Origin of the sequence: Ureibacillus chungkukjangi (assembly GCF_044795995.1) — a bacterium.
Classification (GTDB): domain Bacteria; phylum Bacillota; class Bacilli; order Bacillales_A; family Planococcaceae; genus Ureibacillus; species Ureibacillus chungkukjangi.
Genome location: NZ_CP085009.1, coordinates 1,699,462 through 1,720,417, shown reverse-complemented (window position 1 = coordinate 1,720,417; position 20,956 = coordinate 1,699,462). Strand labels below are relative to the sequence as shown.

The window sequence follows — 20,956 nt, the reverse complement described above, 5'->3', positions numbered from 1 at the left end:
GGTGGGGATGATAGTGGGGATTTTGCTATTTGAATGCTTTTCATTTTCGCTATGAAAAGCATCCGGGGCTGCTTCTTCCTGTGGTATGCGTTTCATTTTCACTATGAAACGCATCCGGGGCTGCTTTTTCTTGTGTTATTCGTTTCATCCACTCTATGAAACGCATCTCACTCTCTTTCTCCCCTCACTACACTTTTCTTTTCTACTATCAAACGCATCCGACACAGCTCCTACTCTAAAAAATCAATTCCATAAACTCGCTCAAGCGGATTAATAGAAAACTTAAGAAAGCTGCGATTGATCGAAGTAATCCGGTTTTCACTAATACAAAAAGTGTGAAACCTACTACGATTACTGTATTTACGACTGCTAATATACGAGTTAAACCATTAAATACTCTTGCTTTTGCCAATAAAAATAGCAATGCGTATAGAATTATTCCGATGAAAAATAGCTGAAACACAGTCTGTCCTCACTTTCACTTATATTCCAAACATTCAAAAAACAACGCTGTATTAGTTACAGCGTTGTGACTTGGCTATTATCTACTTTTAAGTAAATGACTAATTCCTGACGATAGACCGAGTTCTCTAGATAGTGATCTAAGGTATGGAAATCGTATTTAAAGCTACCGAATGGAAATGTTACATTTTCACCTTGAACTGCAGCAAGTAACCCCGATACGTCATTCGATACCATTTCCAAAACTTCTTCTCCTGTCGCTGTTATAACAAAGATAACGTTCATTAAAATCTCTCCTTCATTAAGCGCCAACAAATAATGTTGCTTGGCATATCCCTACAAAAAATTCAGGCTGTTGAATTGGGCTGTTTTCATGAATCTGCAATGTCATATGAAATTCCCCCAACTCTTCGCTAAATTCTGCTTTCCATTTTGCAATCTCTACTTCATCTAGTAGGAAATTTGACCAATCTTCGAATTCTTTTTCGAGTTGGATTTTAAGCTTCCTATCTGTGATAAAAAGTGTTGGAAGTCCGATTCGCCAGTTTTCGTACGAGATAATGTACTTTTTCTTAGAGGCTACTTCCACAGCTTCAAACCAAAGCTTTCCTCTTCTACTGATTTTTTTTACTGTGAAAAGCATTTCTCTTTGACTATCGAGCACCTCATATTTTAAAAAATATCGAAAATCAAACATTTTATCAAAGGTTCTTTTCAAATAGTTTTCATAAACTCGCTGCGAATATAAAATCACTTGCCCTTGCTCATCCATTACAGGAACCTCTCCTGTATGCTCAATAGCTTCTGGATGACGATATGTATAAGTCTTCATGTAATCTCCACCAAAATAATATTTAACAATCATAATAGTAGTAGATAAATTACATTTTAGAAAGCTTGAGGGACTAAAATACAAAAAAAGATTCTACAGCTGTTAACTGTAGAACCTTTTAAAGGAACTAGATGTTGCCTAGCCCACTGTTATGGGAGCAAAAAATTCGTCGTAAAGGGCACGCAGGATTTGGTTTTCTGTTTGTGAAAGAACGCCAAATACTAGGCTTACTTCTGAGGAACCTTGGTTGATCATTTCGATATTCGCACCAGTTCTAGAAATTGCTGCTGCTGCACGAGCTGCTAGGCCAGTATTATTACGCATACCTTCGCCTACAATTACAATCATAGAAATACCATGACGGAAATATACATCATCAGCATGCAACTCTTCTTTTACACGAGTAACAATTCGTTGTTCTTTTTCTTCCGTCAATTGGTTTGAACGGATAATTACAGAAATATCGTCTAAACCTGATGGTGTATGTTCATATGAAATTTGCTCTTCTTCAATAATTTGAAGAAGCTTTCGTCCAAAACCAATTTCACGATTCATCAGATATTTAGAAACATAAAGAATTGAAAAACCATTATCTGCTGAAATCCCCGTTACAGGACGACCTGTTAAAGTACGAGTTGGAAGAATTTTCGTTCCTGGTGCAGATGGATTGTTTGTATTTTTAACGTTTACAGGAATGCTTAATTTATATACTGGCATTAATGCTTCGTCATGGAATACTGAAAACCCAGAATACGAAAGCTCTCTCATTTCACGATAAGTGATTTCTGAGATACCAACAGGATCATTTACAACCTTAGGATTTGCCGAGAATACACAGTCAACATCAGTAAAGTTTTCATACAGATCTGCTTTCACGCTAGCCGCTAAAATAGAGCCTGTGATATCAGAGCCTCCACGGTCAAATGTGCGTAGGATACCCTCTTTTGTATAGCCAAAGAAACCTGGGAACACAACGATTTCATCGCCGCTACCTAAGTTCTTAAGATTTTCATATGATTCAGCAAGAGCATACGTACGCTCTGGGAAATCATTTAGTACTAATCCATCTTTAGGACTCACATATTTTGCAGGCATACCAATAGAAGTGAAGTATTCCGCAATCAATTTTGCGTTATTGTCTTCCCCACTAGCTTTTATATTGTCAATGAATATAAATTCATTTGTTTTATCATAAGCGATACGTTCTTGCAAATCCTTTGCAATCACTTCGCAAATTGAATTATCTAAACCAAGATCCTCTGCAATCTCTTTAAATCGATTCACAACAGCTTGTAACTTTTTTGTTACGTCCCCATTATTAAGAGCTGCATCAGCTAATTCGATTAACATATCCGTTACTTTAATATCGTCTCCGAAACGTTTACCTGGAGCTGATACTGCAATAATCTTTCTTGCAGGATTGGATTTTATAATATTTGCTACTTTTCTAATTTGTTCAGCGTTAGCAACGGATGTACCACCAAATTTACATACAATCATTTCACCAAATCCTTACTATTCAAAATTGTATTTCCCGAAAAAACATTTGATTGTTCACAGTGTACAAACTTTATATCCTGACGTCAAGACTATTTAGAGAAATCAGTAAGTTTTGTACTAAAAGTGAACTTAAATTTAGAGCGGGATATTCATGATATTTAAAATTACTTATACAGCTTTTTAGATAAGTCAGTATATAATATGTAATTTCTCGATTTAGGAAAGCATAATTGCCTAAATCCAGGAGAAATCAGCATTAAATTTTAGACTAGATTAGTTCCATAGTAATCAGAAATCTAAGAAAAGAAAACCGTGTACATCGTTTGCACACGATGCACACGATTGATTAACAATACGGTTACATAAATCTCAAATTTTTGATACGTCAATTTATTATATAACATCTTGACTGTTTCGCAAGACACAATAATTGTAATTTGTATACAAATTTATATCATAAGGATAATTGAAGGTAAATTTGACTGTAAGTTTAGGGTCACAAAGCTTGCGATAAAGATGGTTAAAATGAGAAGCAACATAAATTCAAGCTTAAATATTGTGATTAAATCTGCAACTACTTTCCCTTTTTTCCGCCTTTTCCAAATTACAGCTCTTAAAAATAACAAAATAATTATGACAAAGGCATTTACAAGTAATGCAATTCCCCAAGTTGTGCCTATGAAATCTATATTGGGAGAAAGCAAATACACTCTTCCACTGCAAAGAATTATTAATAAAAGAATGCTTAAAAAAGCAGCTTTGTTGAAAAAACGTAAAAAGTATTTTATATAAAGTCTTTGCTTTCGCCAAAATAATAGGATAAATACAATGCCTGCTGCCCAAAAGGATACTACAAAAAGCTGGATAATATTTAATCCCACTAAAATATAATTTGCTGAATTCATTTCATCTATATATCCACTTATACCTTTTATGATGCCTATTAAGATAACCCAAAAATAATTAAATAATTGATTTTTAAATAAAAATATTAATCCAATTATGGAAATAAGGAAGGAAGCAAATAATAACTTTCCGATATTCGTTCCAATTAGCAAAACTAATTTATCAAGTATCTCGTAGAAAGAAGAAGCTTCCAAATAGATAAAAAGTATAGTTAGTATGCCTAACAAGTGAAGAATCTGAAAAAACCTACCATAAAGTACATATTTTTTTCTAAGTTCAAAGGAATACGTCCGAACAATTTGCCAGAGAAGTGCCCAGCCTATCATCAAAAATAATCCTAGAAAATAAATGCTTTTCGAAGTTATTGACAAAAGCTGTTCTGTCAGTTGTCGTTTCTCCCCATCTTGCACTACCATTGTCCCAGGGGCATCTTCCAGATGATCTATACTTCCTGTAATAGCAACTGACGAATCCAGCGCTGCTACCTGGCTCCCTTCTACCTGAAAGCCCATTGTAACAAATAACAAGCCAATTAATAATAAGCAACTAGATAGTCTAAAAATTTTGTGAGTCAATTTTCATTCCCCTTTATTACTACTTATTTTATTCACGAATTTTATTTTGGGGAGCAAAAATCCAATTGATTGGTTATAAATTAGCATTTTAAAAAGAATTTCTCTAAAAGAGGAAAAATGAGGTCGAGAGATACAAATAATCTCATATTCGGGGCGATTTCACATAAACACTTAAATAAAAAAGCAAAAGGATAGGTCGAGTTTAATACCCACCTATCCTTTCGTTTGTTTTGTAGGAGCCGAGAATACAAATTCTAGTTTTTCGTTCACTAGCTTCAGCTTGGCTTTTCCTTTTTTCCCGCTTTTCCATGTAAATCGAATTTCTCTTGTTTCTTTTCCTGTTAATAATTTTTTTGCATCAGTTGGGGTAATTTTCCCCTTCATGATCATCTTGCTGATAAAGAATTTACAAGCTTTATTGGAACAAGTATAGCCCTTGAAGCCTTCTACAACTGGTTGTCCACACTTTAGACATTTGCCTACTACGACAACTTGTTTTTCTGCCACACTCATATCTAAGCAGATAAAACCATCAGTCGTTTGCTTCACGTATGTGAGCATTTCTTTATAAAATTGGCTTGAGCTTAGCTGTCCATCCACTATATCCTTAAGCTTTTTACTCCAAATGGCTGTTAGTTCTGGGGAAACAATATCATGCTTTCCAATGCTCTGTATAACATCGATACCAAATTGAGTTGCTTTAAAGGACTTTCCTTCTCGAGCAATCATCCCTATTGATATTAGCTTTTCAATAATTTCCGCGCGGGTTGCAGAGGTACCAATTCCCTCAGCATCCTTGAGAACTTTCTGAAGCTCCTTGTCTTCGATAAACCGTCCTGCATGGAACATAGCATCCAATAGTGTGCTATCTGTATACCTTGCAGGTGGCTCTGTCATTTTTGACAAGATTTTTGCATCCCTTATAGGAAGCTCCATATTTACCTGAAGCGTTGGTAAAGGTGTCTCCTGTTTCTTTTTGAAAGCATCATATAAAACAGTATAGCCCTTTTCAATGACCATATTGCCATTTGCTTTGAAAAACACATCATTCGATTGCAAAACAACCGCCGTTTTATCGATTACGTAAGCAGGCATAAAGATTGCTAATAATCTTCTCGCAATTAAATGATAGATTTTTGATTCTTGTGGTGATAGCTTTTTCCTTCCAATCGCTACCTCTGTGACGGTAATGGCATGGTGATCTGTTAATTTTTTATCATCAACATACTTTTTCGAACGGATTGTCTTTTGAATATTATCTGGGCGACTTATTAAATTTTGAACAGTTGAACCGTACTCTTCTAAAGTTGCAAGAGACTGTAGATTTTCCCTAATATTTTGGGCAAAGGCTGTTGGCAAATGCTTGGACTCCGTACGAGGATAAGTAATTAGTTTTTTCTCATACAAGCTTTGAGCAATTTTTAAGGTTTCAGAGGAAGTAAAGCCAAAAAACTTATTTGCCTCCTTTTGCAGTTCTAGCAAGGAATGTAATGGTGGTGCACTTATTGTTTTTCGTTCTGTTTTAATATCTCGAACTACAGCACCTTGTCCAATTCTTGAAATTACCGCACGTGCTTCTTCTAAATTCTTCAGCTTATTTTCATTAGTTTCTGGATTAAACCACATAGCTTTGAACTGGCCTAAATCCAGCTCAATTTGGAAATAAGGTTCAGGCTTAAATTGTAAAATCTCTAGTTCTCTTTTCACTACAATTGCTAGAGTCGGGGTCATCACTCGACCAATTTTAATGATGCGTCCACCCTTAACAGTCGCAGCTCTTGTAAGATTTAGACCAATCAGCCAATCAAAAATCGAACGATACATTGCCGCATTTCGCAAATTACGAATTAATAGATCCTGTTCATCTATTAAATTTAATAGTGCCTTTGAAATCGCACCATCTGTCGTTTGTGATGTCCAAAACCGTTTCACTGGTAGCTTACAACCAGCCCGCTTATAGAAGGAATAAAAAATATTTTCTCCTTCCATTCCAGCATCACAGGCGTTAATGATAAAATCATATCGATTCGTTTTTAAAATTTGTTCAATCTCTTTATATACCTTATAGGCTGATTTTTTCACTCGAAATTCATAGCGTTCTGGAATCATCGGTAATACGTTCAAATCCCACTTTTTCCACTCCGACTTATATTCATGTGGCTCCTTCAATTCTACGACGTGACCGACAAAGGACGTAAAATCAATTTCAAAAGGAAGCTGCATCTTTTTATATACTTTCTGGATATCACGCATGAGAGACGGTTTTTCTGCGATAAGTAATCCTTTCATTAGCAGATCCCCCCTTTCACTTAATAATATAAAAAATAGCTCCATTTTTTAAGTGTAATTGCGAAAATAATTTTTTGGGCACTTTTTGCCAGTTTAACGCGACTTAATCATATGATAGACTTTCATTATCAGCATTTTCCAAAAAAGAAGTAATTTTGGTAAAATCAATCGCTGGTTAGAAGGTGAAGAGAATTAAGAAATTTGGTTTTTTATTGATTATTTTAACAGTTGTATTATTAGCTGGTTGTGTGAAAGAAGAAACCTTGGAGGAATACTTTCATAAAGAAATGACGAAAAATTTGGATGCCGAAGTAGTTAAAGAAACAAATTATTCTTATGCTCTTGTGCATCAGGAACTAAATGTAGTTCATGAAAACGATGGGATTGCTATTTTCACTCAAAACTCTACAGACGGAGAACAAATATATATAGCTTATATGGAGAAAGAAAAGGGAATCTGGAATTGGAGGCAATCAAGGGGAGCTGAGTGGGATACTCCTGTAAAGTGGTCTGCAATGCACCAATCTCCTTACATTTATTCTGGTGCAATAAGCGACAACGCCATAAAAAAAGTGTATGCCGGTGATATCCAAGCGAAAATCATTCAAATTGAAGGCGATAAAAGGTTTTGGTACGCCAATAGCAGTGAAAAAGATGTTGAAGTCAAAATGGAAATGCTAGATGGAACTCAGCAGGTGGTTGATAAAGTTGACGTAGAGATGCTGAAGAATTGGAATTTCGAAGACAGCGAATAGATGCTCAGCATTTTTTTTACAAAGTATGGGGACCTTTAAAGTAATAGGCTCCCCATTTTAATGTAATCTGTATTGGATTAGTTGGCTGTTCTTCCCACAATATTCCTCACTACCATTTCTACTAATTTCCTGGAAGCCTAGCTTTTCCAGCATTTTTCTGGAACGGATATTCGCTTCATGTGTTTCTGCACTAAATGTTGATATCCTCATATTCGTTGTAGCATAATCCATCAAAAGTTTTGCAGCAGCGAAGCCAATCCCTTTCCCCCATAACCTACTTTCACCAATTGCAAGACCAAGCTCAGCAGATTTACCCTTTATACAAGCCAAGTCTGCATAACCTACCAAGTCCCCATTGACCTCTATACCCAATCTTATAAATTCATCAGTAGCATTATTTACGCATCGAAGCCACCAACTATAAAGCTCTTCTGGACTTCGATTTAACTCCCAACCATTTGCTAGACAAAAAGATGTATCCTTACTCCATTTCAAAACAGCTTCAAAATCTTCATCGGTTATCTGCCGCAGCTTTATGCTATAGGGTGAACTATACGTATCCATATCTTGCCTCCCATCTAATTTAATATGAAGCTCTATGACTATCATCCGCTCACCCTCATTACGGAAAGTTAACTTTCCATAAAAGTTATAGACAAAAAAGTGAATGATCTCAATCTCCTAGATCATCCTCTATTTCTATGACGATAAAAACTTATCAAATCTTACCTTGTTCAATATGGTTCGCAAATTCGTTTAGAAAAGTGCGAAGTCCTTTTCTAAATTCAATTACCACCGCTCTATCTTTAAATAGTAAAAGATTTTCTTTTTTTCTTAAAATGTCCTCTAAGCTCCAGGACAGGAATTTAGGGTTTATTTTTTTGTCTGTTTTTTGCTCTAAGTAATACAAATAATTCGTTTTAAAAATCCATCTCATTGTAAACGGTGCTGGTCGACCAGTGAATTGAACCTGATCCCTATTAGCTACCTTAATAAGCTTTTCATAAAACTCTGAGTCCCCTATATAATTAACGTAAACTCGATACGGTAATTCAGCGTTTTGATCCTCTTCTACCATTACTTTAAATTCATATGCTGCTGTATTATTTTTCAATTTGTCCCTTCCTTTTCAATAACTAGGTTAGATACATAAAATATATCATAAACAAGAGGGGACTTAACGGCTTTTGTCGCATTATCTTTCTTTTGAAAACGCTTCATTTTTCTTACTATTCAGAATTACAAATGGTATAATAAGGTAAGAACTTTTTCTGAAACGGAGATGGTTAGGGTGAAGTATTTTAAATATGCAATTTCTGGTATATTAGTAGGAATATTCATCGTTCCAATAGTTTTTAATTGGTTAGCAATTCCACTGTTCGACCAAGTGCTTTACATGTTATTTGGAGAGCCAGATAACCCATTAAGCATAAGTTTAGCCATCATTTTCACTTTAGGGATTATTACATTAGCCATCCTCTTACCTATATCAAGAAAAAAAGCGGATACTTAAGTCTTCTACCTCACTGACGAAGTGAGGTATTTATTTTGAATTCTAATTTCACTCCGCTTCAGGGTAGAATTTCTTATCCCAAAAATAGTATTGGCTAGCCACTTCGTCTGTAAGCTTGTAGAAATATAGACTGACTTGTTCGTCATTTGCAGCACCGAGATCGTTGCTTGTAGCATCAATATGTCGCCAGCCCTCATCCGTTTTTACTAGATTCCATGCATGGGCTGTATTATTATCAGACTCAGTAAGATAACCGACTACAAACTGACTTTCTATTCCCGCTTTTTCCAATAGCATTTGCATAGCAATTGCATAGGCCTGACATACCCCTTCCCCCAACACAAAGAATCCATAAGGAGAATGGTAACGGAAATCTCCTCCATCCACATATTCTATCTGCTCAATGACCGCTCGATGAATAATTGAGATTTTCTCATCATTTGTTTTCCCATCTAATTCAAGACCAGTGTAAAACTCTTCTAATTTTGGTTTAATCGTTGCCATTTCAATATTATTCGTTGTATAGAGTACGTTAAAGTGTATAAAATATTTGCCTTCCACTGCTTCTACCATTCCATATTGTAGATAAGGGACTGTTGCTAAAATCATCGGACTGCTATAATACGCATCCGCTACCATTTGTTCTAAATTTTCCAACGCAGTTCCAGAATAGGCTATAAGAAAACGAAGATCATAATCTAGCATAGCTGATTGAATCGTTTCCTTAAGTGGTGCTTCATCCTTTGCTTCCATGATTGAGCCATATGTATTCCGGACATACCTCTCATCATCAAATAACTCTATAAGTGTTTTCCCTTCCGTTTCACTAGCCAACCTATTTACGGGTATATCAATAAAATCAGAAGTCATATGAAACCATTCATAATTATCCGGATCCTGTTTCACTACCGCCTCATCAGCTACCACAGGGATTACTTCGTTTTCATCCTCTGTACATCCTACTAGTAGCACAGCTCCTAAAATAAAAAATAGCTTTTTAACTTTGTCTAATATCTTAAGCCCACCTTCCCTTAATTGAGTAAGATCAATCAATTATAGCTATTTAAATCATACTATCATTTTCAAGTTTTTTCCTTATTTTTTATAATTTTAGTGATAATTCTCTTTATGCGTTTTGATTGTGGATGTATTTAGGTGAATTAGGAATTGAGCTAAAAAAAAACGCTTGAAATAAGCGTTTTTTCTCGGGAGGAGCTATCTTAGCAATCCTTGCTATTATTTTTCACTAAAAAATAGGCCGTGATCCAGGAGGTAACAGGTATTACAGCTGTTACTCCAATTGCAGCACACAGAATTGTTATCATTTCCGAGCTAAAAATTTTTGAATTGACGATTTCACCAAGTGAGTAAGATAAATCTTTAAACCATATCAGGAGTGCTAGGTAGGCACCGAAAAAGGCAAAGAATAATGTATTTGTACTTGTACCTAAGATGTCTCTGCCGATACTAAGTCCAAAGGCGAATAATTCTTTTCGACTTATGTCGGGATGATGATACTGCATTTCGCGCATGGGCGATGCAATAGCCATGGCCGCATCAGTAATGGCACCAATTGTACTCATGATTATTACTGAAACAGCAATTTTCACAAAATCAATTCCGATTAAAAAGGAAAACATGCCCATTTCTTCGGTTTCCTCTTCACCAAAGCCCTGAATCATTGCATTGTTCGTAATGATGCTTATAAAAACGACTAGAATCAAGGTAGTGATCATCGTTGAGATAAAGGCAGTCTTTGTTTTTTTGTTCACTTCATTAATATAAAAAAGATTGATGCAGCTAATGGCTACACATGCAATCATGGTTAAAATGATAGAGTTAATATCAGGAACATTCATAAAAAAGAGTGTTACGATAATAACCCCAAAATTAAGAAATAAAGCGATAAATGACCTTACGCCTTTTCTTCCTCCAATCAGACTCATTAATAGGAATAATATTCCTGCTAACAATACTAATACATTCATTGTCTTGCCCTCTTTCTATTTACAAAAAATATCGTCGTATAGAGTCCAATTGGGATAGTGAGTACAATCCCAATTCCTCCTGCCAATGCTCGAGCCAATTCTAAAGATAGATTTAAGGAAAGAGTATAGCCAAATGGAGACGCATTTTTAAAATAGAGAATAAGCATAGGAATTGAACCACTCACATAAGCAAAAAATAAAATATTGGTCATCGTTCCCATAATATCTTTTCCAATTTCCATTCCCGAATGAATCAGTGCCTTAACGGAAATATTATTATCCTTCTCATACAGCCCAAAAATAGAGGAGGACATTGTAATAGCTACATCCATCACTGCACCAAGAGACCCTATGAATAGTCCTGCCATAAATACCGTTTTATAGGGTCGAGTTATAAATTGTAATTCCTCATATCGAAGACCATGCTCTCCGGTTACCAATAATGCTAGATAAGTAATGAGAAGTGAACTAAAGGTTCCGAGTAATGTGGCTATAATGGCTGCATATGTCTTCTCATTCAAGCCATTTACGAGTAATAAAGAAATTACAGTAAATAAAATAATACTTATACTGCAAATCAATATCAGACTCCGCTCAGAATTATTGATATATAAATCCAATGCGTAAGATAAAATCACAGCATTCACAACTAAGCTAATAATCGACAATAGCCCCTGCCGTCTACCAACAAGCAGTAAAACAAAAATGAAGACCCATGCAATCATGACCAAATATTTATCACGCTTGACACCCGTAATAGTTCCCGTTCGCTCCGAACCTGCTGCAATTTTTTCATCGATTTTGATAAATAACTCATTGCCAGCTTCAAACTTATGGTCAAGTGCTTTGGAATCCGAAAATTCATTAACTAATTGAATCTCTGTACCTTTGTCTTTCCCATTCATCAATTCTGCTACGAGATGTTGGACATGTACAGCATCTGTATTATTATTTAAATCCTCTATTTCTGTTGATTCTACTATATTTGTTTTAACAACCTTAGCTATTGGTTCTTCATAAAATGAATAGTTATTATGTACAAAAATAAGCGAGCCTACAAAGGAGCATAGTAGTAGGATGATAAAAATTTTATGTTTGTAAGTCATCTTGTCATAGATGTTTTTAAATGTATGCATGCTTAAAACCTCCTACAAAATCATATCTCAACAAAGTAAATGATGTATAGCTTAAAGTCCTGTTTACATGAAAACGTAGAAGCAAATGAAAATAGCCCAAGGAATTCTCCAGGGGCTTGGCTTTTCAATATTTTCTTATCCTCCTAAAATTGTTCAGCCTTCACCTACCTTGTAGTCAATTGTATTTGCAATTTGCACAAGTACATCGGCTGTAACTATATTTGCCACGTCCTTATCTATGCTAAAGATATATTGCCAATTTTCTCTTTCAAATATTAAGAGGTTAAATCCAAGAGCTGCCTTCTCAGAATAAAATGCATCCTTCCCATTCTCTAGCTTCAATGACTTTAAACCATGTTCTTCTCTAAATGGTATCTTATACTTAATAGGTCTAACTTCGATTTTGAAATGGTGCTGAGGATTTTGATCACTAATCATGGTCAATTCAAAATGATCATTCATTTCCCCATCCGCATCAGTAAACCTACCAAAGTGGTGTGTGAATTGAATTGGAGGAATTCTAAGTGGAAGCTTTAGCTCCTCTTTAAAATGCTTTTCAAACTCTCTTGCTGCTGCCTCTGCTGACTTATAACCGAAACTAGGAAGAATTTCTTCTAAAGGCTGAGGAGAATCACTTGAATTAGCTAAAGTAGTTTTATAACTTAGCCCACCTAGAATAGCTACGAGCAATAATACGATAAGCGGAAACTTGAGTCTCAATATAAACGCTCCTAATTGTATTTAGGATTATTTTCTACTATTTAAAAGGAAATATTCACTTTATGAATATCAATTTAATACATAAATTTCCAAAATCGATTATAATGAGCTAAAAGGCTTAAATAGGTGATCGAATGAAAAATATCAAATCCTCAAATTTTTTATTTATCTTAGGTGTATTTATTTTGGTTTCTGCTTATTTGATTCAATTAGTAATTACTTCTGATATACCTGTCATTTTCTCAATTTCTGAAGCGATTTTTTTACAGCTAGTTTTATTTATTTCTACTGTCTTATTTATTTTCGCTTCAATTTTACTTTCTAAAAAAAGTACACGCTATGTTGTTATAGCTATGTTCACTCTCATATTCGTGGTTACCTTATCAAGCTTCTTAACCGATACTGATGCAGAGTACTTTACTGTTTCATATGCACTCCTTACACTTCCCTTTGTGCTACAGCCTCTACTGCTTGTATTATTAAATGGATTTTTAATAATTAAATTTAGAAAAGTCACGGAGTAATCGAATCAGATCTTTTTTTCTATTCCAGAGATTTTTTCATTTCAAGCAAACATAATTCCTTTACAAATTGGGAAACTTAATATCGTTAAAATTATATGATTTTAAAGGGAGAACTAATGAAAAGAAACTACTTTAGATACCTTTTACTGCTTTCAAGTGTTTTGCTGGTGTTAGGTTTATTTGCTGATGCTTCAAAGGCGCGTTCTTCAAAAATGACGAAGGATGAGCTATTTAGAGCCATTGAAAAATACAGTGAAGAAAATAATCGAGAGCCAGTCGATGCAAAAGTCGATTCAATCTGGAAGGCAATACCTGGTTATAATGGGCGTACAGTAGACATTACAGCCAGTTATAAGAAAATGAAGTCAAAAGGTAAGTTTGACGAAAAAAAAATCGTTTATAAGGTAATTCCACCGAAATTCCATTTAGATGATATAGAAAACCAGCCCATCTATAGAGGAAATTCTCAAAAGCCGATGATTGCTTTCTTGATTAATGTAGCCTGGGGGAACGAATATATTCCAGGGATTCTCGAAGCATTAGAAAAACATGATACGAAGGCTACCTTTTTCTTTGATGGTAGCTGGGTGAAGAAGAATCCTGATGTAGCTAAACAGATTAATGACGCAGGACATGAGATTGGAAATCATGCTTATAGTCACCCAGACCTCCAGCAGCGTTCTTTGGAAGAAACAAAAATGGAATTAGTGAAAACAAGTAAGGTAATCGAAGAAACTATTGGAATTAGACCGAAATGGTTTGCTCCCCCTAGTGGAAGCTTTAACGATACAACGGTAAAGGTTGCAGAGCAATTAGAGATGAAAACAATTCTATGGACAGTCGATACGGTGGATTGGAAAAAGCCGGCTGCTGCTGAAATGGTTAATCGAGTAGTATCTAAAGTAGACAATGGCTCCATGATTCTCATGCATCCTACACAGCCTGTTGCTGAAGGGATGGAATCAATGATTAAACAAATTAAAGAAAAAGGCTATAAACTAGGTACTGTTAGTGAGCTTATGAGTGAGGAACGAATCGATTAGAAGCTGAAAGCGTTAGATAAAGCCTAAAGCTAGTTGGAGTTTACTTTTTAAAGTAAACTCCTCTTTTTAATGGACCACAAAAGCGCGGTTTATTAAATAAAGTAACTCGAACATTACAGAGTATTTTCTTTAAATGATAGCCCTAATTCTTTTAATGAGCTTCTTAAAATAGGCAAGGATGCTGGTCCAATTCCATGGATTTTTAATATTTCTTTTTCAGAGTACTTCGATAGTTCCTGCAAGGTCTCAATCCCATCGTGGAGCAATGCATTTCTGGCAGGTGAACTAAGTTTTGAAAGAAACCCAAATTCAGGCCTATTCTCATCATTACATTTTGGACAGCTTTGACACTCGCTACTTTTGTAAAACTTATGTCCCTTTACACAAACCCTTAAGCTTTTTTCTGCTTTCAAAATAATTCCTCCAAACCGATCCTTTATTCAATTCTAACCTACAGTGATAAATGAATTGTATTATCTCTAGCAAACCTCCAAAATAGTTCAGAACAATTATAGGTTTATTGAGTACCTTCAAATTCATAAAATGCAGGTATTTTGTGAGTTTCTGGATTGATTCTTAGCATGTCAAATAAATGTGCCATGAGTTCTCTAGCAGTTTCAATATCAACCCACTTCACTTCTTCAATCTCACCATCAGGGTCATTAATATTTATTTCTCCTCCAATGATTTTGGCAAAGAAAGTGACGATTAAAGCATGGTGATTTTTTTTATCAAAAAACACCTCTCTTAATGAACTTAAACCAGCAACCTCTATAGTAAAACCAGTTTCCTCACTTACCTCTCGAACGACAGCCTCCTCTAACGTCTCTCCGCTTTCAACTGCGCCTCCTGGAAGTCCCCAATAAAATGAATCCCCTTTTCGATTTTTTACCAACAAAATATTTCCTTGAACATCGTAGATTAAAGCTGATACAACATCTATACGTTTCAAATGAACTCCCCCAAATAATTTAAATTATTCACTCTTATTTAAACGAAGCAACTCTTCAATTAGAACCCCATTAATTTTCAAACCCTTGATATTACAATTATTATTAGTCACCAGGTCCATTACTTAGTGAATCAGATGTCCAGCCGCCCCATTTTTTAGCGTGATCATCAAAAGCTCGTTTTTGTATATCTGTTAAAAGTTCTATATCAGATAATTCAGCTCTTACTAGATTAACTTCATTAACTATATTGTTAAGCATATTTATTTTGTCTCCTTTAACTTAAATAAAATTTTCATTAGATTCTTAATGGAAATCTATGTAACATATATTTAATGACATTAGAAAGGATGTTTTCAAAATGTTTTATCGAAGAAAGTTTTATATTGTTAAGAGTGAATTTGTTGAAATATTTAACGATCATTTTAACAATACAAATCTACCTAATCAGTTAAATCATGGCTCGCGACTAGTAGGTAGATGGATGAAAGACAACAAAAACAATACTGTTGAAATTTTTGCTATTTGGGAATATGACAGTTACGAAGATTATGAGCAAATTGAGCACAAAATAAGAAATGATATAGCTCATGTCCAAATGGTTAAAGACTGGTATGAAAGCAATGGTGGTAGAGATTATGTACTTAGCAATTTCATACTTGAAGTTAAAAATGAAGTTCTTATGTCTACTATTAAATAATTTCAATTTATATAAGATACTCTCTATTTTTAGTAATCTAATTTCAAAGAGAGTATCTTATCTTGTTTTACCTACAATTTTGCTCCTTCACCTTTTAGTAAATTCAAATGCATTAAGCCCTTATCGACCGAAGTCTCAATATAGCCAACTATCTGCTGCAAGGCAAAAACATTTAAGGGCTCATTAATCATTTCCTCGTTATAATCCATGTCACTGAATATATAAGGAATGAAATGCTTAATTTCGTTCGATTTGACCTCTACTATGTCAATAATGGCAGGAAACTCATTTAAGCCTGATTTTAATTCATCTGTAAAATCGTAATAGTCAAGTAATTTACCATTCAATAATCGAAAATCGTTATGATATTGTGTGAATATTTCTTTATCAGCTTCCATTCTGTTTCTCAGCCATGGCAAAAAGAATCCTTTCAGCCATATGTCATCGGCTATTAAATGAGTATAGTAGCCTAAAATATAATAGTTTTCATTATGCAAATAATACTTACGCAGGAATCCTTCAAAATCCACAAATCTTGTATAATCCTTTACTTCTCCATTAAAGCAATGTGACAAATCTTTATTTGACACAGCATCCGGTGCAATGCTACCCAGTAGAAATGCTTTTTTGTAATCGCCGTTTATCGCTAATTGTTCAGCAATCTTATTTCCAATGATTAAGTGCATGATTCTTGAACCCATATTTTCACCATCCTTCTCCATATACTTTTCACTCGATTTTTAAGACCAGAAACTACTCATGCCTAAAATCAAACTTTTCGTTCGGTACTTTCAACTTATGGCCATTAATCTCGACTTCGTTATTAGAGATCCAATTGATATGAGCTGTATCCTCGCGGTAATTCCAATAGATATTTTTGGATTTATGCTCTTTTTCATTAAATACAAGCTCTCCGCGGACAGCATAAGCTACTGTAGCACCACCGTTTGTCACGTATGCCTTTACTGTATATTTACCATCGGGAGAGGTTTCTCCAGTCAGAAATTCCCCTGTTGCTAATCGATCCATATCATAGAACGCCCAGTAAATTGCATAGCCTATTAAAGAGATAAATAGTAAGAAAACAATTAGAAATCCTAGAAGTATTTTTTTATAAACTCGCTTTTTCTTATTCACAAGAGCTATCTCGCTTATTGTCAACTCACTCATCCTCTAAAAAATATTGTCATATTTGCGGCCGCTCGGTATTACATATATATAATTTATCAAACAGATTCGAATCTATTTATTTAATCGTTATATCAAAAATATAAGTAAGCTTCCCTTCAGCCCACCCAGCAGTGACCTCATAAATATATGTCCCCGCTTCGGCAGGGATAGGAATTTCATTTCCTGTCATTTCGATTGCCTCAAATTCCCCTTCTTCATCCCATTGGTCAACAATGATAGATGAAGGGTTTTGATCAATTTCAATTGTCAAACTATCCTCTTTATCAACCTCAATCGTATCGAACTCTTCTGCTAATTCATTAATATCCGGTGAGTCCAATTTTCTAATTTCAAAATCCTCTTCCACCCATTCAAACTCACTAACCAGCATTGGATATTCATTATCATTCATCACTACTTTGCCCTGTGGCTGTTCATATGTATTAGCCGGCGTAAGCTTATTACAACCAGAGAGAATAATAGCTAGAATAAGAATCATCATTTTTTTCATTACTTTTCGCTCCTTAACCCATAAACAATGCACTCGAGTTCTTTCCAACTACATTTTTAAAGTTAATATTTTACAATTCAATTATATAATATCCAACGCTATAAATGTTTAAATGTTGCGTAAAATCTAACAATTCAACCAGAAATAGGTTATTCTTGTATTGTGCAAAAAACTGGAAGGGGTTATGTGATGGCAAGCAATATTAACCTTAGAATTATCATTATTGTTCTCGCATTTCTAAATGTGTCCTATATTGGTATCGAAGTAATTAAAAATAATATACGTGTACCTTTTTTAACTGTAGGCGAATTGCCTCAGGCTATCTATTTTAAGCTAGAACGACTAAATCTAGTGACGAGTTTTCTAGAGTTTTGTATAGCGAGTTGTTTAATTTGCGGGATTTTATTTGTGGTTTATCAACAAAGGGGAAATATTAAACTGTTCATTGGTGGAATTGTTGCAATTTTGTTCGTTCTGATTATAGCAAGTTTTTTAGTTTCAATGTTTTTCAATGCTCCATTAGGAAATTTAATGCAACAGTTTTTAAGCCAAATAGCGATTCTAATACTTTTCGGATTCTATGTTTTACTGGCTCCTATCTTTAAAAAGAAAACCGTATTTGAAAGCTGAAGTAAGGATAGCTTAGATAGAATCACTTGTATTCTCCCGATAGAATTGCAACAAGAGCTTGGAGTACTTGGCAATGGAGAAATATTGTCTAATGGGCTATTGGTGATATGAGGCTCTTTTAGCATTGAATAATAAAGCAGGTGAATTATGAAGAAATATCAAACAACTATATTAATAATAATTATGGCGATTGTGTCAATTGGAATAAATGTTTGGCCGAACTATGAAAGAATTTCAAAAGAAGAAGCTGAAGAAATTGCATTGGCTGAAGCTAAATCCTCAGGATATGATTCTGCTACCCTATGGACAGAATTTGAACAGGAAACTTATAAGGCGTACGTATATTCAAGTAAATATAATAAAGACATAAAAATTTGGAAAGTATCAATAGATACAGATGAGCATCCCGACATTTTAAACACACCTGCTTTAGTTTATTTTATAAGTAGGGATACGGGTGAAGTGATTGCAATAATTAATGCAGTAGATAGCGTGGAGGAAATTTAAAATGTTTTAATTCTCTTTTAAATTTTTTATAAAATCTAAGGCAAGTTGAGTTGACTTAATAAGTTCTTCATTACTTTTATATTCTCTCAATTTCAAAGCCACTTTAAAACATTTTTCAGCTTCAATCACTTTATTAAGTTCCAATAAACATTTCCCTTTGTGTTGTAGCACATAGTCTAAATGTAAGGAATCGTGAGCTAGACTCAACTCTAATGCTCCGTCGAAAACTTCCAAAGCTTTTAGATGATTATTATTATACTTTAACGCTTCACCTAAACGGATTTTGCATACGATTTCTCGTTTAAAATTCAGTTCTGTAGATGCAATCATTAAACACCTCTCTAGTATATTGATTGCTTTCTGAGTTTCCCCAAGGACTCTATAAAAGTTACCTAATGTTCCCATGATAAAATACTTTCCCTCTAAGATATTAGTAGATTTTAGTAATCCTTCAGCACTTTGAATGTACTGTTTTAGCTTTGAAGAATTATAAGTCTTTTCTCGCAGAAAATGCTCTCTATCAAAATATATAATTTCATTTATCCTTGATATAGATTTCTTGAAATCCACAAAATTCAACCTTACCCCTCCATAAAAAAAAAGCGTCTATCCAATAGATAAACACTCTCCTGTATTCATTACTTCACTCGTGCTAATGGAACTTTCTTTTTTAAGTTAAAGATTAAAACACCTGAGATGATTAACAATACGCCCATAATATCTTCCCATTTCAGGTCCACTTGAGGTAAAGTTAAAAACCCTGTGACGTCAAATAATAGCGAAAAGGCTAGCTGTGCAATGATACTTATTAAAACCGTTTTCGTTGGGCCAAGTCGTCTCATTGCCTGAATCATCGTGTAAATGACACCGACTCCTACTAATCCAAAAAACCAGTAGCTCGGTTTCATGCCACTTACGTCAAAAATCTTTGTTCCCTGAAGTAGTAATCCGATTATCAAAGCAGCAACGCTACCTGTTAATAAAACAAATGTTGTAGCGAACCATGAGCTTACATGTTCATTTAAATGTCGATTAAAAATATTTTGCAAACCGACAAACGCCCCTGCTACCAATGCTAAAAGTATACCTATAATCAACGTATTCTCTCCTCGTATATGTTATGTTTCGCTAGTTCAATAAGTCGGTCGTGCTGGATGATTAGAATTGAATCCTTTCGCCGTTCAATAATGTTTTCATTAACCAAGTCCACAAGTACCCGATTCATATGGCGCTTACTAGTCCCTATTAAATCTGCTGCATCCTTTAGCTCCCGATTGGAAACGGTTCTATCATTTAATGCAACCGATAAAAGATAACTGCACAAGCGTACTTCCACTGGATACATTAGATTAAATGCTAAGGCATTGGAGTTCACATAAAGCTTCTCTGTGATTCTTTCCAATACAAATTGAACAAATGGTAAATGATTCATGCCAACACTTTGTGCAATGTGCACCGGTATAGTGAGTATTAGTACATCCGTCATTGCCTCTACTGTGTTGATATATGGAGCCTGCTGAACAAATTCAATATCACCTAAAATATCAAATTTCTCTTTAAAGGATAAAATCAGCCTTTTTCCTTCGTCAGAGGTTTTATAGGTTTTGATTTTCCCTTTTACTAAAAAGAATACGTATTCCGGCTCTTCACCCTGCTGAATGATAATATTCCCCTTGCTATAGCGATTAAGTGCCAATGAGCTGATTAACTCATCATTTAGAACACGATCCAACGAAAACTTTTGTATGTAATTTTGCAAGTAGTCGTCACTCCTATAAGCTGATGAAAATTGCACCAAGCATCATTAATGCTAGACCTACCCATTGTTTACCAGCAATTTTTTGTTTTTTAAGATCGAATAATCCGTAAGCTTCAATCATAATTACGATTCCTAATTGGGCCAATAATATTAATGCATTTGATATTGTTGCTCCGACATATGAAACGGCTATGACACTTGAAGCAACTACGATTGCTCCAAATGAACCACCAAACAAGTATAATGGCTTTACTTTATTTAACCCTAAAGTTTGATTTTTCTTGGAAAATAAGTAAATGATAAATGCACCTGTTGCCCCAGCTGCCTGTGTTATCATAGCTGTTGTCCAAGTGCTGAGCTCTGAACCGATAGTTGCGTTAGTTACATTTTGGAGTGCTATAAAAAATCCTGAAAGTATAGCCAAAATTATTCCCATGCTTAAAATCCTCTTCTCGATGTAAGTATACTCTTATTACACCATTTGCC

Annotated in this window: 29 protein-coding genes; 7 read left to right on the top strand and 22 right to left on the bottom strand. The window is 34.7% G+C overall.

The features are described 5' to 3' along the window. Positions 1-235 precede the first annotated feature (235 nt). From LG296_RS08455 to LG296_RS08430, 6 genes are all read right to left on the bottom strand, one after another. A complete protein-coding gene (locus LG296_RS08455) occupies positions 236-463 on the bottom strand; it encodes a hypothetical protein (protein ID WP_107934503.1) in 228 nt (75 codons plus the stop codon). Positions 464-519: 56 nt separating this feature from the next. Continuing rightward, entirely contained in the window at positions 520-747 is a 228-nt protein-coding gene (locus LG296_RS08450; protein WP_107934502.1) for a thymidylate synthase, read from the bottom strand. A 16-nt stretch (positions 748-763) separates the two neighbouring features. Next, a complete protein-coding gene (locus tag LG296_RS08445; protein WP_107934501.1) occupies positions 764-1,294 on the bottom strand; it encodes a peptide ABC transporter ATPase in 531 nt (176 codons plus the stop codon). A 138-nt stretch (positions 1,295-1,432) separates the two neighbouring features. Next, positions 1,433-2,794 carry an aspartate kinase gene (locus LG296_RS08440; protein WP_107934500.1) on the bottom strand — a complete coding sequence of 454 codons (1,362 nt, stop codon included), beginning with the start codon at positions 2,792-2,794 and terminating at the stop codon, positions 1,433-1,435. Between the two features lie 449 nt (positions 2,795-3,243). After that, the gene (locus LG296_RS08435; protein ID WP_404427937.1) at positions 3,244-4,227 is read right to left on the bottom strand and encodes a hypothetical protein; all 984 of its coding nucleotides are present in this window, start codon (positions 4,225-4,227) and stop codon (positions 3,244-3,246) included. A 261-nt stretch (positions 4,228-4,488) separates the two neighbouring features. Further along, positions 4,489-6,564, bottom strand: a complete 2,076-nt coding sequence (locus tag LG296_RS08430) for a DNA topoisomerase (protein WP_181417986.1) — start codon at positions 6,562-6,564, stop codon at positions 4,489-4,491. Between the two features lie 212 nt (positions 6,565-6,776). Here LG296_RS08430 and LG296_RS08425 point away from each other — a divergent pair, with 212 nt between their 5' ends. Then, entirely contained in the window at positions 6,777-7,319 is a 543-nt protein-coding gene (locus LG296_RS08425; protein ID WP_235867603.1) for a hypothetical protein, read from the top strand. 57 nt (positions 7,320-7,376) lie between these two features. Here the strand turns inward: LG296_RS08425 and LG296_RS08420 are convergent, their stop codons facing one another. Beyond that, the gene (locus LG296_RS08420) at positions 7,377-7,883 is read right to left on the bottom strand and encodes a GNAT family N-acetyltransferase (protein WP_107934531.1); all 507 of its coding nucleotides are present in this window, start codon (positions 7,881-7,883) and stop codon (positions 7,377-7,379) included. A 154-nt stretch (positions 7,884-8,037) separates the two neighbouring features. Further along, positions 8,038-8,433, bottom strand: a complete 396-nt coding sequence (locus LG296_RS08415) for a hypothetical protein (protein ID WP_107934497.1) — start codon at positions 8,431-8,433, stop codon at positions 8,038-8,040. Positions 8,434-8,610: 177 nt separating this feature from the next. Between LG296_RS08415 and LG296_RS08410 the strand changes: the two genes are divergently transcribed. Further along, on the top strand, positions 8,611-8,832 hold the full coding sequence (locus LG296_RS08410) for a hypothetical protein (RefSeq protein ID WP_107934496.1): 222 nt from the start codon (positions 8,611-8,613) through the stop codon (positions 8,830-8,832). 48 nt (positions 8,833-8,880) lie between these two features. On the opposite strand, the gene LG296_RS08405 is transcribed toward LG296_RS08410, so the two are convergent. From LG296_RS08405 to LG296_RS08390, 4 genes are all read right to left on the bottom strand, one after another. Next, complete coding sequence (locus LG296_RS08405; protein WP_404427936.1) at positions 8,881-9,885, bottom strand: transglutaminase domain-containing protein; 1,005 nt, start codon at positions 9,883-9,885, stop codon at positions 8,881-8,883. A 167-nt stretch (positions 9,886-10,052) separates the two neighbouring features. Next, positions 10,053-10,820, bottom strand: a complete 768-nt coding sequence (locus tag LG296_RS08400; RefSeq protein WP_107934494.1) for a YibE/F family protein — start codon at positions 10,818-10,820, stop codon at positions 10,053-10,055. Next, on the bottom strand, positions 10,817-11,956 hold the full coding sequence (locus tag LG296_RS08395; protein WP_107934493.1) for a YibE/F family protein: 1,140 nt from the start codon (positions 11,954-11,956) through the stop codon (positions 10,817-10,819). Before LG296_RS08395 ends, LG296_RS08400 begins: the two co-directional genes overlap by 4 nt. 153 nt (positions 11,957-12,109) lie before the next feature. Beyond that, positions 12,110-12,676, bottom strand: a complete 567-nt coding sequence (locus tag LG296_RS08390) for a hypothetical protein (RefSeq protein ID WP_107934492.1) — start codon at positions 12,674-12,676, stop codon at positions 12,110-12,112. A gap of 134 nt (positions 12,677-12,810) precedes the next feature. Here LG296_RS08390 and LG296_RS08385 point away from each other — a divergent pair, with 134 nt between their 5' ends. Together LG296_RS08385 and LG296_RS08380 are read left to right on the top strand one after the other, a co-directional pair. Next, positions 12,811-13,200 carry a hypothetical protein gene (locus tag LG296_RS08385; protein WP_107934491.1) on the top strand — a complete coding sequence of 130 codons (390 nt, stop codon included), beginning with the start codon at positions 12,811-12,813 and terminating at the stop codon, positions 13,198-13,200. A 116-nt stretch (positions 13,201-13,316) separates the two neighbouring features. Further along, positions 13,317-14,243 (top strand): polysaccharide deacetylase family protein, encoded by a 927-nt coding sequence (locus tag LG296_RS08380; protein ID WP_107934490.1) that lies wholly within the window; start codon positions 13,317-13,319, stop codon positions 14,241-14,243. 113 nt (positions 14,244-14,356) lie between these two features. Here the strand turns inward: LG296_RS08380 and LG296_RS08375 are convergent, their stop codons facing one another. The 3 genes from LG296_RS08375 to LG296_RS08365 form a co-directional block, all read right to left on the bottom strand. After that, positions 14,357-14,656, bottom strand: a complete 300-nt coding sequence (locus LG296_RS08375) for an RNA polymerase alpha subunit C-terminal domain-containing protein (protein ID WP_107934489.1) — start codon at positions 14,654-14,656, stop codon at positions 14,357-14,359. Between the two features lie 104 nt (positions 14,657-14,760). Continuing rightward, on the bottom strand, positions 14,761-15,195 hold the full coding sequence (locus tag LG296_RS08370) for an NUDIX domain-containing protein (RefSeq protein ID WP_107934488.1): 435 nt from the start codon (positions 15,193-15,195) through the stop codon (positions 14,761-14,763). 103 nt (positions 15,196-15,298) lie between these two features. After that, the gene (locus LG296_RS08365) at positions 15,299-15,454 is read right to left on the bottom strand and encodes a hypothetical protein (RefSeq protein ID WP_181417987.1); all 156 of its coding nucleotides are present in this window, start codon (positions 15,452-15,454) and stop codon (positions 15,299-15,301) included. 100 nt (positions 15,455-15,554) lie between these two features. Between LG296_RS08365 and LG296_RS08360 the strand changes: the two genes are divergently transcribed. Continuing rightward, entirely contained in the window at positions 15,555-15,893 is a 339-nt protein-coding gene (locus tag LG296_RS08360; protein ID WP_107934487.1) for an NIPSNAP family protein, read from the top strand. A 71-nt stretch (positions 15,894-15,964) separates the two neighbouring features. On the opposite strand, the gene LG296_RS08355 is transcribed toward LG296_RS08360, so the two are convergent. The 3 genes from LG296_RS08355 to LG296_RS08345 all read right to left on the bottom strand — a co-directional run bounded on the left by LG296_RS08355 (position 15,965) and on the right by LG296_RS08345 (position 17,574). Then, positions 15,965-16,594, bottom strand: coding sequence for a zinc dependent phospholipase C family protein (locus tag LG296_RS08355; protein WP_107934530.1), 630 nt, complete (start codon positions 16,592-16,594; stop codon positions 15,965-15,967). A 52-nt stretch (positions 16,595-16,646) separates the two neighbouring features. Continuing rightward, complete coding sequence (locus LG296_RS08350) at positions 16,647-17,063, bottom strand: DUF5412 domain-containing protein (protein WP_107934486.1); 417 nt, start codon at positions 17,061-17,063, stop codon at positions 16,647-16,649. A gap of 76 nt (positions 17,064-17,139) precedes the next feature. Further along, positions 17,140-17,574, bottom strand: a complete 435-nt coding sequence (locus LG296_RS08345) for a hypothetical protein (protein WP_107934485.1) — start codon at positions 17,572-17,574, stop codon at positions 17,140-17,142. Between the two features lie 189 nt (positions 17,575-17,763). On the opposite strand from LG296_RS08345, the gene LG296_RS08340 reads away from it, so the two are divergent. Beyond that, complete coding sequence (locus LG296_RS08340) at positions 17,764-18,204, top strand: hypothetical protein (protein ID WP_107934484.1); 441 nt, start codon at positions 17,764-17,766, stop codon at positions 18,202-18,204. A gap of 147 nt (positions 18,205-18,351) precedes the next feature. After that, positions 18,352-18,711, top strand: a complete 360-nt coding sequence (locus LG296_RS08335; RefSeq protein WP_404427934.1) for a hypothetical protein — start codon at positions 18,352-18,354, stop codon at positions 18,709-18,711. Between the two features lie 6 nt (positions 18,712-18,717). On the opposite strand, the gene LG296_RS08330 is transcribed toward LG296_RS08335, so the two are convergent. The 4 genes from LG296_RS08330 to LG296_RS08315 are packed head-to-tail and all read right to left on the bottom strand — an operon-like array spanning position 18,718 to position 20,906. After that, positions 18,718-19,290 carry a tetratricopeptide repeat protein gene (locus LG296_RS08330; protein WP_404427932.1) on the bottom strand — a complete coding sequence of 191 codons (573 nt, stop codon included), beginning with the start codon at positions 19,288-19,290 and terminating at the stop codon, positions 18,718-18,720. Positions 19,291-19,349: 59 nt separating this feature from the next. Further along, positions 19,350-19,808 carry a DMT family transporter gene (locus LG296_RS08325; protein WP_404427931.1) on the bottom strand — a complete coding sequence of 153 codons (459 nt, stop codon included), beginning with the start codon at positions 19,806-19,808 and terminating at the stop codon, positions 19,350-19,352. Next, positions 19,805-20,470: a Crp/Fnr family transcriptional regulator gene (locus LG296_RS08320; RefSeq protein WP_404427930.1), complete on the bottom strand. Its 666-nt coding sequence runs from the start codon at positions 20,468-20,470 to the stop codon at positions 19,805-19,807. The genes LG296_RS08325 and LG296_RS08320 overlap by 4 nt, the downstream gene beginning before the upstream one ends. 13 nt (positions 20,471-20,483) lie before the next feature. Continuing rightward, positions 20,484-20,906, bottom strand: coding sequence for a DMT family transporter (locus tag LG296_RS08315; RefSeq protein ID WP_107934479.1), 423 nt, complete (start codon positions 20,904-20,906; stop codon positions 20,484-20,486). Positions 20,907-20,956: the final 50 nt, after the last annotated feature.